General features: G+C 45.8%; 18 protein-coding genes. 8 read left to right on the top strand and 10 right to left on the bottom strand.

Features of this window, described 5'->3' with window-relative positions:
* Window positions 1-28: 28 nt before the first annotated feature.
* The 4 genes from WAE59_RS04000 to WAE59_RS03985 all read left to right on the top strand — a co-directional run bounded on the left by WAE59_RS04000 (window position 29) and on the right by WAE59_RS03985 (window position 2,467).
* Window positions 29-178: a hypothetical protein gene (locus tag WAE59_RS04000; RefSeq protein WP_337854644.1), complete on the top strand. Its 150-nt coding sequence runs from the start codon at window positions 29-31 to the stop codon at window positions 176-178.
* Window positions 175-846, top strand: a complete 672-nt coding sequence (locus WAE59_RS03995; protein ID WP_337854643.1) for a DUF6766 family protein — start codon at window positions 175-177, stop codon at window positions 844-846. Before WAE59_RS04000 ends, WAE59_RS03995 begins: the two co-directional genes overlap by 4 nt.
* An 84-nt stretch (window positions 847-930) precedes the next feature.
* Window positions 931-1,140 (top strand): hypothetical protein, encoded by a 210-nt coding sequence (locus tag WAE59_RS03990; protein ID WP_337854642.1) that lies wholly within the window; start codon window positions 931-933, stop codon window positions 1,138-1,140.
* 55 nt (window positions 1,141-1,195) lie between these two features.
* On the top strand, window positions 1,196-2,467 hold the full coding sequence (locus WAE59_RS03985; RefSeq protein ID WP_337854641.1) for an NAD(P)/FAD-dependent oxidoreductase: 1,272 nt from the start codon (window positions 1,196-1,198) through the stop codon (window positions 2,465-2,467).
* Window positions 2,468-2,487: 20 nt separating this feature from the next.
* Here the strand turns inward: WAE59_RS03985 and WAE59_RS03980 are convergent, their stop codons facing one another.
* From WAE59_RS03980 to WAE59_RS03945, 8 genes are all read right to left on the bottom strand, one after another.
* Complete coding sequence (locus tag WAE59_RS03980) at window positions 2,488-3,588, bottom strand: glycosyltransferase (protein ID WP_337854640.1); 1,101 nt, start codon at window positions 3,586-3,588, stop codon at window positions 2,488-2,490.
* Between the two features lie 99 nt (window positions 3,589-3,687).
* The gene (locus tag WAE59_RS03975) at window positions 3,688-4,650 is read right to left on the bottom strand and encodes a TIGR03885 family FMN-dependent LLM class oxidoreductase (protein WP_337854639.1); all 963 of its coding nucleotides are present in this window, start codon (window positions 4,648-4,650) and stop codon (window positions 3,688-3,690) included.
* An 18-nt stretch (window positions 4,651-4,668) separates the two neighbouring features.
* Complete coding sequence (locus WAE59_RS03970) at window positions 4,669-5,475, bottom strand: inorganic diphosphatase (RefSeq protein ID WP_337854638.1); 807 nt, start codon at window positions 5,473-5,475, stop codon at window positions 4,669-4,671.
* A 6-nt stretch (window positions 5,476-5,481) separates the two neighbouring features.
* On the bottom strand, window positions 5,482-5,745 hold the full coding sequence (locus WAE59_RS03965; RefSeq protein ID WP_337854637.1) for a hypothetical protein: 264 nt from the start codon (window positions 5,743-5,745) through the stop codon (window positions 5,482-5,484).
* A gap of 52 nt (window positions 5,746-5,797) precedes the next feature.
* Window positions 5,798-5,950 (bottom strand): hypothetical protein, encoded by a 153-nt coding sequence (locus WAE59_RS03960; RefSeq protein WP_337854636.1) that lies wholly within the window; start codon window positions 5,948-5,950, stop codon window positions 5,798-5,800.
* A 219-nt stretch (window positions 5,951-6,169) separates the two neighbouring features.
* The gene (locus WAE59_RS03955; RefSeq protein WP_337854635.1) at window positions 6,170-6,682 is read right to left on the bottom strand and encodes a hypothetical protein; all 513 of its coding nucleotides are present in this window, start codon (window positions 6,680-6,682) and stop codon (window positions 6,170-6,172) included.
* Between the two features lie 4 nt (window positions 6,683-6,686).
* Complete coding sequence (locus WAE59_RS03950; protein WP_337854634.1) at window positions 6,687-7,838, bottom strand: zinc-dependent alcohol dehydrogenase; 1,152 nt, start codon at window positions 7,836-7,838, stop codon at window positions 6,687-6,689.
* Window positions 7,839-7,895: 57 nt separating this feature from the next.
* Window positions 7,896-8,399 (bottom strand): CinA family protein, encoded by a 504-nt coding sequence (locus WAE59_RS03945; RefSeq protein ID WP_337854633.1) that lies wholly within the window; start codon window positions 8,397-8,399, stop codon window positions 7,896-7,898.
* A gap of 419 nt (window positions 8,400-8,818) precedes the next feature.
* On the opposite strand from WAE59_RS03945, the gene WAE59_RS03940 reads away from it, so the two are divergent.
* Entirely contained in the window at window positions 8,819-9,265 is a 447-nt protein-coding gene (locus WAE59_RS03940) for a DUF1810 domain-containing protein (protein ID WP_337854632.1), read from the top strand.
* A 90-nt stretch (window positions 9,266-9,355) separates the two neighbouring features.
* Window positions 9,356-9,874 (top strand): YciE/YciF ferroxidase family protein, encoded by a 519-nt coding sequence (locus WAE59_RS03935; protein ID WP_337854631.1) that lies wholly within the window; start codon window positions 9,356-9,358, stop codon window positions 9,872-9,874.
* A gap of 251 nt (window positions 9,875-10,125) precedes the next feature.
* On the opposite strand, the gene WAE59_RS03930 is transcribed toward WAE59_RS03935, so the two are convergent.
* Both WAE59_RS03930 and WAE59_RS03925 read right to left on the bottom strand, forming a co-directional pair.
* Window positions 10,126-11,667: an FAD-dependent oxidoreductase gene (locus WAE59_RS03930; protein WP_337854630.1), complete on the bottom strand. Its 1,542-nt coding sequence runs from the start codon at window positions 11,665-11,667 to the stop codon at window positions 10,126-10,128.
* Between the two features lie 412 nt (window positions 11,668-12,079).
* On the bottom strand, window positions 12,080-12,265 hold the full coding sequence (locus WAE59_RS03925) for a hypothetical protein (RefSeq protein ID WP_337854629.1): 186 nt from the start codon (window positions 12,263-12,265) through the stop codon (window positions 12,080-12,082).
* 420 nt (window positions 12,266-12,685) lie between these two features.
* Between WAE59_RS03925 and WAE59_RS03920 the strand changes: the two genes are divergently transcribed.
* Both WAE59_RS03920 and WAE59_RS03915 read left to right on the top strand, forming a co-directional pair.
* The gene (locus tag WAE59_RS03920) at window positions 12,686-14,920 is read left to right on the top strand and encodes a hypothetical protein (protein ID WP_337854628.1); all 2,235 of its coding nucleotides are present in this window, start codon (window positions 12,686-12,688) and stop codon (window positions 14,918-14,920) included.
* A 401-nt stretch (window positions 14,921-15,321) separates the two neighbouring features.
* Window positions 15,322-15,732, top strand: a complete 411-nt coding sequence (locus WAE59_RS03915) for a response regulator (protein ID WP_337854627.1) — start codon at window positions 15,322-15,324, stop codon at window positions 15,730-15,732.
* The last annotated feature ends 8 nt before the right edge of the window (window positions 15,733-15,740 follow it).

Here is a 15,740-nt window from a genome sequence, read left to right as displayed (position 1 = left end):
TTATGTTTATCCTTAAAATATACCTGTTATGCCACGTAAAAAATCATCCTCTAAAAAACAACAAAATAAAAAGCCCGATACCGGTGCATTAGTCGCCGCACGGAGTTCGAGTGTTTCCTTTCAGCCGGTTTTCAGTGCCAGTGAACGCAATAACATTGGAAGATCGGAAAGCATATGAAACCTGGTCGCCAATCCAAGTCTTTCCTCTACCGGAACGGCTTAAGCCTGGTCTTTTTCACTTTGTTCCTGGTAACCCTGAGCGCGCAAGCCTTAACTGGCTGGAACAAACACAACCAGGATCTAAAAGATGATAACCAGCCGGAAATTGGAATTGGGACGTACCTTCAAAGCGGACATTTCATATCAGCCACATTCGAGAACTTTGAAAGTGAATTCCTGCAAATGGCTTTATATGTCTTGCTGACGGTTTCCCTCAGACAGATCGGATCTGCTGAATCTAAGAGCCTGGATGAATCGGAAGAGGTAGATCGTGAACCATCTCCTGGTCCGGATGCTCCATGGGCAGTCCGACGTGGGGGTTGGATATTAAAAATCTACCAACATTCCCTTTCCATAGCTTTCGGCATCCTGTTCTTTGCCAGCTGGGGATTGCACCTCTATGGCAGCTGGCAAAACCATAATGTGGAGCAAAGTGCCAGGTCTTTGCCGACAGATACCGTATTGGGCTACCTGGGACAATCTGAATTCTGGTTCGAAACTTTTCAAAACTGGCAGAGTGAATTTCTCTCAGTTTTTGCAATCGTTTTCCTGACCATCTACCTTCGGCAGAAAGGCTCTCCGGAATCTAAACCAGTTGATGCTCCTGATATGGAAACGGGTAAATAATCGGTGTTAAGCGAAATTAAAAAATCCAAAACCACTGATCGTTAAAGATGTTAGCCTATTAATTAAGATTAAAATATCATACCTATGAAAAAACTAATGATGATCATGCTGCTTGCAGGTTTTAGCCTGACAGTAGCTGCGAGTCCTTTCCAGGAAAGGCAAGACACAACAAAAACGCGTCAGGACACAACTAAAAAACACAAAGACAAGTCCGACAAAAAGAGAGACAAAAAGAAGGACAGCAAAAGGGACACGACCAAACGTGATACCACTATGCGTCCACCAATGAAGTAAATCTTTAAAGCACCCCGATTGGGTGCTTTATTTTTTAAACTGTAATCCTATTCTAATGGCCTTAACAAAAATTGTCATCGTGGGTGGAGGCTTCGCCGGACTGAATCTGGCAAAAAAGCTGGAAGATAAACCTGGTTATGAAATTACACTGGTGGATCAGAACAATTACCATTTCTTTCCCCCGCTCCTTTATCAGGTTTCTACCGCTTTCATTGAAGCGTCCAACATCAGCTACCCCTTTCGTCGGATGTTTCAGTCTAAAACTCATTTCAACTTCCACATGGGTAAACTGAAACAGATTCATCCGCACAGGAATTCAATAGAAACTGACAAAGCGGAACTGAGTTACGATTTCCTGGTACTGGCCATGGGTACAGAAACCAATTACTTCGGAATGGACAATGTAAAGCGCGCAGCACTACCTATGAAATCCATTGACGATGCGCTGGAACTCCGCAACCATGTTTTATTGAGGCTGGAAGAGGCTGCGGGTAGCGAAGATCCTTCCGAGCGTGAGCGGCTTGGTAATATTGTGATTGCCGGTGGCGGACCGACAGGCGTGGAGATTGCCGGCATGCTCGCGGAAATGGGTGGCAACATTGTAAAAAAAGATTATCCCACAGCAGCAAGGAAAGGCCTGGGTAAAATTTACCTGGTCGATGCCTTGGACCGTTTGCTTACACCGATGAGCGAAAAATCCCAGCAAGAAGCTGCCAAAGTGTTACAGGGGCTCGGCGTCACGATCATGCTAAATACAGCCGTAAAAGATTATGTGGATCAACAGGTGATCTTTAGCAATGGCGAAAGTATTCCAAGCGCCACACTGATCTGGACTTCGGGCGTGATTGCCAGAGAAGCGCCCGGCCTGCCCGCGGACAGCACGGCAAAGGGACGAAGGATTAAAGTAGATGAATTCAACAGGCTCCCAGGTCTGTACAATGTATTTGCTATAGGAGATGTTTGTATCCAGGAAGGCGATCCTAAATTTCCACAAGGGCATCCTCAACTGGCCCAGGTGGCCATTCAACAAGGGACATTGCTGGCTGAAAACCTAATGCAGCTTACTGAGAACAAAACGATGCGGCCGTTCCGTTACAAAGACAAAGGATCCATGGCGATCATCGCTAAGTACAAGGCTGTAGTTGATCTGCCAAAAGGCTTTTTTAAAGGCTTTTTTGCCTGGCTGGTATGGCTGTTCATTCACATCATACCGATTGCCGGCTTTAGAAATAAACTGAAGCTAGCTTTTAACTGGTTCTGGAGCTTCGCCACCAACGACCCAACCCTGAGGTTAATCATCCGGCCCGAAAAAGAACAGAACCATTGAGGGTTCCTCTTAGCAAAAATTCAATCACTGACCGGTAGGGACGCGACAATTCTCCCTTTCCAGTTCGAAGATTTGAAGAGATATTGCTGCACCGCCATGCCGCTGATCACCATGAAACTCAGCATCTGGAGCGGATGTAACATCACATTGCTCCGCCAGTCTTCCCCGGCAAGCTTTGAGGTATAAATACGGATCATTGAAATGAACAATAACATTGAAAAGATCTGAAAATGATCTCCCTGATAAATGACAAGCAGTGGGCCCAGCAACAGCAGGCATACAAAGGGAATAAATAAGCTTAACCGGTAATCAAATGGGGCGATAAAATTTTTACTGAAGCCCATAATGGCCTCGCCAAAAGAGCGGTACATCCGACAGCTGATCAAACCATTGGACATGAGTGCCTCTCCTCTCAAGCCCATCTCTTTAACCGCCTTCATGATACCCAGGTCTTCGGCAACCCGCCCTCGAAGACGTTCATGCCAGCGGTAACGTCGGTATTCAGCTGCCTTAAATAACATAAACTGCCCGCAGGCAGCTGAAAAGATGGCAAAAGGGTGCTTAAGTATCAGCTTCAGCGGCAGTAAAGTCAACAGCAAATAATGCATTAAGGGGACCGTACTGCGTTCTCCCAGGCTCAGCATATTTTGTTTGCTAAACAAAGATAATAAAGACAGGTCCTGATCCTTTAAACGATATAAAGCACTGGACAGCAAAAGGGGATCTAAACATACGTCAGCGTCGACGAACAGCAAATATTCGCCTCGGGCAGCCTCGGCCAATTGTCCACAGGAATAATTCTTACCCGTCCAACCCGCTTTGAGGGCTTTGCTCTTTAGTACCCGAATTGTGGCGTGCCTAGAGGCATACTCAGAAGCAATACGGTATGTCCCATCCTCAGAATGATCGTCCATCACAATAACTTCATAGCGAACACCTTGTGTTCGAAGTATGGAATTCAGAATTATGGGCAAGTTGGCCGCCTCATTTCTGGCAGGTATGAGGATGGAAACCAATTCAGATCCGGCATTTTGTTTGACAGAAAGCCGGGGATTAGAATGATAGTTGTATACAGACACAGCCAGGCGGCTGATCAGAAAAATAAAGATGACTAAAATCAAAAGTTCCAAGGGTATGTTTATGCTTTGAACCGCTAAATCGGCTTTTAGTTTTCGTAAGTCAGGATTTTAATTAGGTATCAGTCTGGTAACCCTGTTCAATTAGCGTAGCGCAGGCAGGACCATATCCCCGAAATCCCGGATAAATCGTTCCTGCGAGCGGTTGACATTATGTAGGATGATCCGTTCAAAGCCTAGCTCCATATCTTTTTTCAACCAACTGATGTGGCGCTGTAAATTAGCTGAAATCCGTACCATGCTTTTTAGGTCTTCGGGTTTTACAAATTCCGCAGCTGCGTCAAAATGCGAAGTTGTGGGCAGATCTCCCAGAACAGTACCTTGAAAGATATTGGTACGCCATTGGTCGTATGCTCCTTGCAAAGCCTTCTCATCATCTAAATCATAAGACAACTGCACCTTCAAATGAACGGGTTTACCTGCTCCACCCGAGTCACGGAAAGCATCAACTACTTCCTTGAGTTCCTCATGAGGCCGGTGTACAGTGATCAGCCCCTCCGCCCAGCTACCTGCCCAGGCGGCTGTTTCCTTACTAACAGCTGCACAGAATATTCTCGGCGTTTTTTCGGGTAAAGTGTAAAGCTTCGCAGTTTCTACATTGACCAGACCGGTTTGCGTCACCGTCTCGCCTCCCAGCAGCTTGCAGATGACACCTGCGGATTCCAGTAGCCGTTGGTTTCGGCTAGCTTTATCCGGCCATTTATCCCCGGTAATGTTCTCGTTTAAGGCCTCGCCACTACCCAAGGCAATGTCAAATCTCCCGGGGAACATCTCAGCAATGGTCGCCAGTGCCTGTGCAACGACCGCCGGATGGTAGCGTTGGCCAGGTGCACAAACCATGCTATAGGGAATCGAGGTTACTTGCATTGCTGCACCGAGCCAGGCAAAGGAAAATCCACTTTGTCCCTGCCGCTCGCTCCAGGGATGAAAATGGTCAGAGGAGCCGACGGCATCAAAGCCTACGGTTTCTGCCAGCTGTGCAAATCCAATCAAGTCGCTTGGCCTAAACTGTTCGTGAGATACCTGGTAAGCAAACTGGGTCTTCATATACGTGTATATTTTGTGTTAAATTTTACTGATAGGGCTGCAGGTGATTAGGATGTCCTCCTGGCGGAACTGTCTCATGAGCGAGGTTTTCAACTTCTTCCAAAACTCTTCTTCAATTGGCCCGGACAGGACTTCATGGACCAGCATGGCTTCTTTTATTGTTTTGGATTCATTTTTCCAATAGCCTTCAGCTGGATTACGCTGATAAACCGTCAAGCCTCCAAATTTTTCTATCAGTTTTTCATGAACTTTAGCGTAATGACTAGCAGGAAAGACTTCGCCATTTTCATCCTGTAACGGAAGCAATAATTGGATCAGCAGGCTGGGCTGGTCGGTAACTCTGGCCTGTTCAACAAGTTTCAAAGCTGCCTTCAGGCCAATTCTGCTCAGAACTTCGAATTTTTTACCGGCTTGTTCATTATAGGCGAAGAAGAAAGCTTCAATTTGTGCCAGGAGATGTATCGGCAGTTCCCCAATCGAATTTACGTGCGAATATACACTGGAAACCAGCGGTATAGCAAGCAGACGATCATTACGCATGCGCTGCCCATCACGCCCCTGCTGTAACACTTTCAACGCTCCAATAATTCGGCAGTCTACAACGCAGCCACTGAAGGTTTCTATTTCCGAAATCAGGAGCACATCCAAAGGATCTCCGTCCCCACCCCTGGTTCCCGGAATGAATCCAAAGTCAAAAGGAAAAACCATACCGGCTGGCATCACTTTTTTTAATTTAAATAAGCCTGAGGCCGGATCAAAATCAAATTTTGCGCCTTTACCTTTTGGTGTCTCAACGATGACGGTATGAATGTTCCCGATGGTCATTCAGGGTTAATTGTTACCTTCCTGACGGCTAGCCTTTTGACGCTTGGTATCAGTCGTATCTGTCCCTGTTCCATTGCTTCCAGACATACTGCCAGTATTGGTCAGCGTGTCTGTACCGGCAGCATCGGCTTGGGTGCTGGTTGTGGTATCAATGGTTTTTTCTGCCCTGGATTCCGGAGAAGCACAGCCTGCAACGAGCAATAGTGATAATAGGCCCTGACCCAACAGAACTGCTGAGATGCTTTTGATTTTTTGAACTTGAATTTTCATAGTATGTTACAAATTTGTTAACGGCTTGTCGCCAATTAGGTTTCTGAGTGTACTACAACAACTGTAGCAAATAATTTGGTCGCTGAGCTGGTTTGGGCCGCTTGGCCGAAGTCAACTGCTCCTCTGCCTGGTTCAATTGTTTGGTCTCAACGGTACTCCCAGGTTTTTTAACCAGGGGACTTAATTTTTCTTTCTGGGTTTTCATAGGAAATGATTTACAGCCATAACAAGCTCCGGAATGCTTGGTTTAATGAAAATTTAAATCGGGTAAAAATCGCCAGCATTATACGTATAACGCGCACCCTACTTCTGATGCCAATCTTTCCCAGGCAAAACCGGCGTAAATCGGTTCTACTATTACCTGTCCAAATAAAATCAGATTCAATCAGATAGACATGCCCGGAAGTACCGGGCATGCTACTGATCATTTGAACAATGAGGCTTTCCAGCTTTTTTTCTTTTTGGATCGTAGGGATAGGTACAACAGCAGGCCCAACCCAGCGGCCACAATCACCTTAGTTGCCATACCTTTAGGATTGTGCTTCCATTCAACTTTCCAGCCCCTTTCGGCCGCAATGTTCGGGAAGTGTCCCTGGCCGATGTCTTCAATGAGCCCCTCCACTACATTAATGCGGTCAGCCAAAATAAGTGGAATCCAGTGCCGGTAACGGTCTTCACTATGTTTGAAGGCATAGCGCCTGACCATGCCACTCAAGCCTGTGGGTGGAACCGAAGTACCATACACCCGGGTCATTGCGGGACGTTCATTCGACATCAGGACTTCCATATCAATGGGCTGCTGATCCGCTCGCGCATAGTTGATCCGTTGGTGGTCATCCCCGGTATAATTCTTCATCGGGTAGTTCGGTTCGTTTTCCGGATCGGCATCCATGCCCCATCCCGGAATATCCTTATAATTGAATTGATTATTTTTCATGATTTTAATGTTTTGCTGAAGGTATAAGTACAGTTTTGATGCAATTGTCTAGTTTCGAAGAAAAAAGCCGGTATGCATCAGCAACCTCTTCCAGAGGTACCCGATGTGTAATCAGACCTTTAGGATTGAGTCTGCCGGACTGAACATGTTCAATGAGTTTGGGCAACAGCCTTTTTACTGAAGCCTGGTTTGCCCGGAGCGTAATGCCCTTGTTGACGACATTGCCAATCGGAATCAAATTAAATGGTGGCCCATAAACACCTACAACAGACACAATTCCACCTTTTTTCACTGAATTGATCGCCCATTGCAGCGCAGTTCCCGATCCTGCCTGCATCAGCATTACCCGGCCACTGAAAGTCTGCAGCGTATTTCCTTCGGCCTCGCAACCTACACAGTCAATGCAGACATCCGCCCCATACCAGTCTGTCGTTTTCTTCAGAAATACGACCGGATCTTCCATGTCCTTGAAATTATAGGCCTCGCATTTGGCGTAGTTCTTCGCAAATTCCAGCCTGTAATCAACGTGGTCGATGATGATCACTCTCGAGGGACCAAAAAACCAGGCACATCGAGCTGCCATTATCCCAATCGGTCCGGCACCAAAAATGACCACGGTGTCTCCTTCTTTGATACCGCCCATTTCTGCAGCTTGATAGCCAGTGGGTACTACATCAGTAAGCAAGACAGCATCATCAGGATCCATATCAGCAGGAATCACTGTCGGCCCGACATCAGCATAGGGTACTCTCACGTATTCTGCCTGTCCCCCGTCGAATCCACCGGCAGTATGGGAATACCCAAATATCCCGCCCACCGCTGTTGCCATCGGATTAGACTCATGGCAGTTGCCGAAAAGCCCCTGCTTGCAAAAATTGCACCTGCCACATGCAATGTTAAAAGGCACCAGCACCTGGTCGCCAACTTTTAACTTTTGGACCAGGGGGCCAACCTCTTCGACTATTCCAGTAAATTCATGTCCGAAGGTGGAACCCACGCGTGTATCAGGCACCATACCGTGATACAAATGAAGGTCAGATCCGCAAATGCAGGATCGCGTGACGCGGATGATCGCATCTTCCGGATGCAGGATTTCCGGCATCGGCTTTTCAGTGGTACGGACCCGGTAGGGGCCGCGATAATTCATTGCTAACATATAGTTTGGGATTAGGGGTGAATAATCAATCTCAAGGTGCTAAATATGAGTTCTGGTTCAGGATTGCGATCCAAGTTCCCTTACTAGCAAATCTGCCGTCCAGCGGACTGTTTCAAGAACAATATGCTGATGGTCGCCCTGGAAAACCCGGCGCTCTGCCAAAATCTGAACCCCGTCTTTAACGGCAAACAGGAACATTGTTCCCACCGGCTTTTCGGCGCTTTCACTTCCACCCGGACAGGGCAGCCCAGTGATGCCTACATGGATATCAGCAGGAATTACCTTGCTCAATCCGCGGGAAATTGCTTCAGTGACTTGCATCGATTCCGGCGTATACTTTCCAATCATAGCAGGAGGCACATCCAGCAACGCTGTCTTCAGCTTTGCATCATAACAGACAATCCCCCCACTTAAAAACTTGCCCGCATTACAAGCCAGTGAAAACTCTGCAGCGACGCGGCCGGCAGTAGCACTTTCCGCAAAAGCGATGGTAAGGCCGTGTTTAAGCAGTACACCTGCGGCCCGATCGATGGACACTCGTAATTCTTTCTCTGTCTTCATAGGTCATTATTGAAGTTAACCTCAGGAACTCATTGACCAGATAACAATCCAAAGAGAGAATGGTTACTGAAGATCCCTTCCCAATGAAAAACACGTATTAATCCTGGAAATACGTATTAATCCTCGGCATAAAACAAAAGTGGAAAGGGATATTTACACTCTAGTCCCACATCAGCTCAAATTTACCTGTCTAATATACCTTGGTCTGGGACAAAAGTGGCGTCTGATGATGCAACCTGTATGCACAGGCTAATTTGCCACCCTGAGTTTCCTGCAACGAAGTCTTCATCCCCGTCTGGCAGAATCGATCACATAGGTTACGTTCAAATTATCATGTCCACTAGTTCTTGAAAACCAAATTCACTTTGAAATGGTTATGGATCCGTTATAGAGTAGTTGAAACGATAAACCCTTAAGCCATGGATAACACTAATATACAAGGACTAGACCGGTTCATTTTGGCCCAGGAAAGAGATTTCGAAAGGGCATTAACTGAAATTAGTTACGGCAGGAAGCAAACACATTGGATGTGGTACATCTTCCCCCAGATCCAGGGTCTGGGCTTTTCCGATTCAGCCAAGTATTACGCTGTTAAGGATTTGAAAGAAGCGGCAGCATATGTCGCCCATCCGGTTCTGGGTCCACGCCTGCTGACCATAGCTCGGGAATTACTCAAACATAAAGGCACTTCCGCTCAGCAAATCTTTGGCAGTCCCGATGACCTGAAACTGCGTTCCAGCATGACACTTTTTGCTGCATTACCAAATGCTGATCCCATATTCATGGAGATAATCAACCAATTTTTCCAGGGAGAAATTGACCAGAAAACGGAACGCATTTTAAATTTACAAGCTTACGGAAAGTAAGGTCGGGTAAATGGCCGAGAGAAAATTTCAAGAAACCATGTCCACAGATAGTTGTTTTCTTTACAATCATTAACCTTAAAAAATAAAAATATGGCAAATTCAAAGAACAGTTCCGCTCAAATGCCGAACGGACACCTACACGAATTATTCGTTGATGAACTGAGAGACATTCTCGGCGCTGAAAGGCAGTTGCTGAAAGGGCTGAAGAAAATGGCTTCTGCTACTGAAAGTGAGACGCTAAAAAAAGCATTCGAAACGCACTATACGCAGACCGAAGGACAAATTGAACGTTTGAAACAAGTCTTTGCCTCTATTGGCATGTCTGCCAGAGGCAAAAAATGTAAAGCGATGGAGGGACTACTGGAAGAAGCGGACGAGATTGTTGAGAGCTTCCAGGATCAGCCTGAAGTCATCGATGCAGCATTGATTTCTGCGGCTCAAAAAGTAGAACATTACGAAATCGCCAGCTATGGCTGCCTGGTGACATATGCAAAACTGATGGGTCATACTGAAGCGGAAGAGTTACTCGCTGCGACGCTGACAGAAGAAAAAGAGACCGATAACCTGTTGACAGAAATCGCACTCTCTGAGGCAAATGTTCCCGCCTAAAAACATAGCAAAACAGGCTGAGCATGTTTATCAGCCTGTTTTCAATTCAAATATTGCTACTTTTCCCCAACCTTTCCTTGCTCAGTTTAATGAGCGTCTTTGAATTCTGAGCTGCAAATCCCCGTACATCATTATTGAAATCATATACGCAAGCTTGAAACCTGACTTGCTTCCCACCTGCCCCAGCAAGTCAGCGAGTTGCTGCTCAGGATATTCAGAGGCGTAAGGTTGCGCTCTGCCAGGCATACGAGCTATCTTCTCAGGTTGACCTGCTTTAAATCCTTCTGCGGAGGCCCGCTGATGACTTTCCCGGAAGTATCAAAGCGCCCCCCGTGACAGGGACAATCCCAGCTTTGCTCAGCCGCATTGAAATTCACTATACAACCTGCATGCGTACAAACCGGACTGACTGCCGTCACTCGGCCCTGATCATCTTTAAAAATAGCTAGTTTCTCACCCTGAAACTCAGCGATCTTACCCTCCCCCTTCTTGAGTTCGGAAAGTTTTTCGAGCTCATCTGCACCAAACCGATCAGCCAGGAAATGCCAGGCCACATCTGCATTCTCTTTCACAAACTCCGAAAATCCGGCTACTGGTTTCAATCTTGAGGGTGCATACAAACCGCTGTACCTGTTCTCTACACCCAGAATTTGGTCAGAAATGATCTTGCCGGACAAAGTTCCGAACATCATCCCATTACCATTGAAGCCCGTGGCAATATAGGTGTTGTCGCCTGACGTTAAAGGCCCGATATAGGGCAATCCGTCAACAGGGATGTAATACTGGGAGGACCATCGGTAAGCAACGGAGTCGACGGCATAATGCTCCCGAGCATATTGCTCAAGATTTACAAATGCCTGTTCTGGATCATCATGACCAGTTTTATGATCCTCTCCACCCAAAATTAAGTAAGGATGTCCATCTATACGGTGCGTCCGGAAGTAATGATAAGGCTCCTGCATATCATAAGCAAGGCCTGTTGGGTAGTGATCATCTTTGAGCTTAATTCCCAACACATAACTCCGATAGGGTGCACAACGAAGACTATAAACAGTAATACCCGGCGGCATGTGGGTCGCATAAACCAAGCTTCTACCCTTCCATGTTTTCCCCCCGCCAAAAATGTTAATTACGCCTTCAGACTCCTTCCTGTCACTGACGAAACAGTCTTCTAAAATAATTCCTCCTAAGTTGATAAAGGCGGACGTCAAGCCCTCGAGGTATTTCAAGGGGTGGAATTGACCCTGATGGGCAAATCGGATTGCTTTATCGAAAGCGACAGGAACATCATTGGTATCTGATTCAGCTACTGCTATCCCCGCCCGACGGGAGGCTTCCAAAATCTCCTGCAATTGCTTACTCTCCTTTTCATTTTCAGAAAAGAGGTACCCATCTTTATATTCCAGGTCACAATCAATCTGGTATTCTTCGACCAATGAGGCGATAATCGACATCGCTTCTTTACCTGAGTCGGCTACTTGTTTAGACTGCTCTTGTCCGAAATCGCTTTCGATCTCTGGATAGGTGGCATCAAAGAACGTATTCAAGTGTGCACTGGTTCCCCCTGTAGTGCCAAAGCCGACTTTACCAGCTTCAAGGATCAGGCATTTTTTACCAGATCTCTGCAGCATCAGCGCGGTAGTAAGACCAGTGATCCCAGCCCCCACAATAACCACATCATAAACGGTTTCATGAGCCGCAGATTCCTTCTGCGTAATTTTTCCGGGAGAAATGTTTTGCCAGGGGCTTAGGCTCTGCGCATCCCTGGGATTAAGGTTAAGATTATTTTCCATAGCTTCAATTTATCACATCGTTTTCAGCTGAAACACAAAAGGATCAAGCTGCTCCTTTGCAAAGGCTAACTCCTGAACACGTTCGGCTGAAGAATGTTCACGCAGATTATATATTGTGCTCCAATAGATCGCCATACTGAACGACCTAACCTGAAACATTTCGGCAGCAAGCCAATTGTACTAGAGTTCCCTAAGCTAAACCACTCCTGTCCCGACCCGGGATGTCCAGCTGATATTGTAGATAACTGACTATACGCGAAATACTGTAACTGCAACAAGCACCCACAGCCGCTTTCACTGCAAGCGGGTTTACCTTGAACCTGTTGAATAATGGTTTGACCTGCCACCAAAATACCATAAGCCGGCTCTTCATAGCGCAGTCGGACTCAGGTGAACATCTGCCTTTTGGTGATTAAAGTCCACGATTATTAATCAGGTATTCCCTGATTTTCTCTTCGTCATCGCCAACTGCCTCGCGGGCCTCATCAATGGCTGCCTGATCAACGTTTACCTTATCTTTTAATTCCCGCAGATTCAGGTTCAACGCCTGGGCCTTGCTGATCTCTCCATGGGAGCTGTTATTTGAATTCTCTTCCATAATTTCTTTTTTTCGGAATAACACCTTGTCGTATAAAAGGTTCTATAAAAAGGCCTAACCGCGGAGAGGTTACGGCAAATACTTATTGAATACTGGCTGATACGCGTTTTCTGGAAATCAAAAACAAATATTCCCGAAAGGAGTAATAGTATTGAATCCTTAGTTTATGAATTATTTTGACAATACATTCCCAGCTTTCAAACATGATGCTAAAGAAAAAATGAATGATGCCCAAAGGGGGGTTAGTTCATTGGATAACATCATTTCTTATAGTAAATCCAAGGCTGCAACCAGAAAGCACTCAGATCAAAAAATCAATGCTTCCTGGAAAAAAGCCGAATCTTGGCTGTTCAGGATGAGGATAAACAAAAATTGTAACAGCATGTTTATTGTAAATTGTTGCATTTAAACTCTTATGTTATGAATGGAATATCACCATGGGCGGCGGCTGCCGCCAGCGAACTGGCCGGGGCGGAACAGGCAATTTATACACATTCTACCGGTTCATATCATTTTAAAATCTTAAACACTAGTGATGCTGTATGGATAGTTGCAGAAATGCCAGGGTCTGCTAAGATGGCTTTCCGTGCTGTCTTCGGTGCGGGTTCGTCCTTGGAAATTAATCGTATTAAAGAAAACGACAGGGGTGTCGAGCTTTGGCTTAGCAGCGAGGCTGGCACGTTTGAAACTAACATCAGCTTTGAAGAAGGCGGGGTTCCTGTACTAAGATATACCACCACCCTTAGACCGGAGAAAGACCTTTACATTCCATTCTGGCCCAGAGATATCCTGATAACTACCAAAAATGGTAAGGCTGAAAATACAACCGGCCAGATTCACGCCAGTCAATGGGGCACCCGCTCAGGTTTTATCTATTTGAGTATGACGCGCCCAAAATCTGGAACTGTATTGTATCTGCAAAATTTGACTGCGATCAATGATTATTGCGAGCAAACCGAAACATCGCTTTCCGACAGTGTTGGCGGCAACTGGCCAGAACTTGGCTTTGCCCTACCTGTTGCAAATCACAAACCGATACGTGCGGGTAAAAAGGTGATCATCAATGACGCCTTTGTTGCGTTTGAAAATAAAGTGCCTGAGACGGAGCCCGAAATGATCGGGAGCTATCTCGATCTGCTCGCAAGAATCTATTTATGTTTTCCAGTCCCTGAAACTAAATATGAGCCCTGGCCCGAAGTGTTGGATCAGGGATTAAAGGACCTCATCGACAGTCCAGGCTGCTGGACACAGGTCGCAGGACACCAGTACTTTAATGCCTATGTGAGCGATTACAATACCCCACCGGAAATTATGGTACAGCTTGCCGTACTACTACCCCTGCTTGACTATGTGGAGTGGAGTAAACGTGATCTGGAAGTAATGAAAACAATAAAGGAAGGTCTTCCGGCCTTTTTCGACGAAAAGCTCGGAACGATCACCCGCTGGCTTCCCGCCGCTGAAAACAAGCTCGAAGGTGAGGAGGAACAAAAACAGCTAGGCGTGATGGACAGCTGGTACCTGCATCATCCCTTACTGAATTTATCCAGGCTGGCGCTAAAGGGAGACAAGGTCTGTGAAAAGCTTTTCGTAGACTCATTGGATTACGCCATAAAGGTAGCTCAGCACTTCAAATACCAGTGGCCTGTATTTTACAAAATGGATACCCTGGAAATCATCAAAGCAGAAACAGCCGAAGGCATGGGCGGGGAAAAAGATGTAGCCGGCATTTACGCCCACGTCATGCTACAGGCATGGGAACTAACGAAAGAAAACCGCTACCTTAATGAAGCTGAGAAGGCTGCTGAGACCTTACAGGGTATGGGCTTTCAGATTTTTTATCAGGCCAACAACACGGCTTTTACTGCCGGAGCGCTGCTTCGGCTATTCAAGATCACCGGAAAAACACTTTATTTGAATTTAAGTTACATGTGCCTGGCGGGAATATTCCGGAATACCCAGCTTTGGGACTGTAATTATGGCTATGGAAAAAATTTTCCCACCTTCTTCGCCCTTTTCCCATTGAATGACGCACCGTATACAGCCGCATACGAAGAGCAGGAAGTTTTTTGTGCTTTCCACGATTACCTTAAGCATGCTGAAGATGTCGATATTCTGCCTTCAGTGAGGTTGTTGATTGCCGAATATATACGTTTTTTAGTGAATCGCGCGGCATTCTACTACCCGACCAAGCTCCCTAAAGACATGCTGGAAGAAAAACCAAAAATAGGAGAATTGGATCCCAATCTATGGATTGCCCTGGAAGATTTGCAGGATGGATGGCTGAAATCAGGTACCGTCGGTCAGGAAGTCTATGGTGCTGGTAATGCTTTTGGCATCCTGCCACGACACTATCTTCAGGTCCCAGGCGAAGAATTTCTCATCTACATAGACTACCCAACAATAGGATTCACTGCAAGAAGAGGAAAAAACATACATTTTTCTATCTTGGGTGACGAAAGGTTGACCTGCAGGATGATGATAATTGGCACTGGAAGCGGAAAGCTTCCAGCCTTCGAAGTAATTGGAAGCAGTCTAAATGAGCCTCTGATAGCAAATGAAGTAAAAGCAGGATGCCTAGAATTTACCATTAATGGAAACCAGCAGATTACAATTCGTTGGCCAAATCATAAAAAGCAGTCAAGTCCACATCGATAGATTACTAATGCCATCTTCAAAGAGGGACGTGCTAATTGCAGGTTCAAGCTATTTATTGTAGTGCTTATTTGCATCCTGTATTTTCGTCCATGCCTAAAATTGTTAGGTAAATGAGTTCCTGGATCGTAGCCTAATCGAAGCCAGCTCCTTGATTAGGCTATAACTATGCTTCACGCGATCTCAGACTACCAAGATTTAGCTGACTTATATATCTGGCAACAAAAAACATAACAATTAAACATCATGGCTCTGCTTCGTTTCCGGCGGCGATTAATACTTCAATAGCCGACGTAATTCTGCTTAAGAAGCCGCAGTATTTTACATCCACTCAGACTGATCAACGGGTATTTTTACGCTTGATATGACTAGATCTGCAATTTAATTTTGCAGAAAATCCCGATATGTTGATAGAAGATTTAAATCCCCCATTAAAGGGTAGGAATGAGCAGGCAAGTATTCTGGTGATTGAGGATGACTTGATGATTTCAGAATTGCTCGAAAGTTTTTTCGATATGAATGGTTACAATTGCACTACACTATCCCGTGCTGATGACATCTTTCAAGTACTTTCTATGCATAAGCCCGATTTGCTGATTATAGATTACATGCTGCCCGGACCCGATGGTGGGACGCTGTGTCGGAAATTGAAGGACAATCCCAGTACCAGCCAGCTACCAGTGTTGCTCTACTCTGCCCTACCTGAAACGCTGTTACCCATTGAAAGCTTTGGCTGTGATGCTTTCCTGGCTAAACCCTTCAGTCTCGATGACTTAGGACAACTGGTTCAAACTCTGCTATCGAAGGGATTGTGATATAAACT

It is taken from the genome of Pedobacter sp. GR22-6 (assembly GCF_037402555.1).
Taxonomy (GTDB): Bacteria; Bacteroidota; Bacteroidia; order Sphingobacteriales; family Sphingobacteriaceae; genus Pedobacter.
This window is presented reverse-complemented; position numbering and strand designations above follow the sequence as displayed.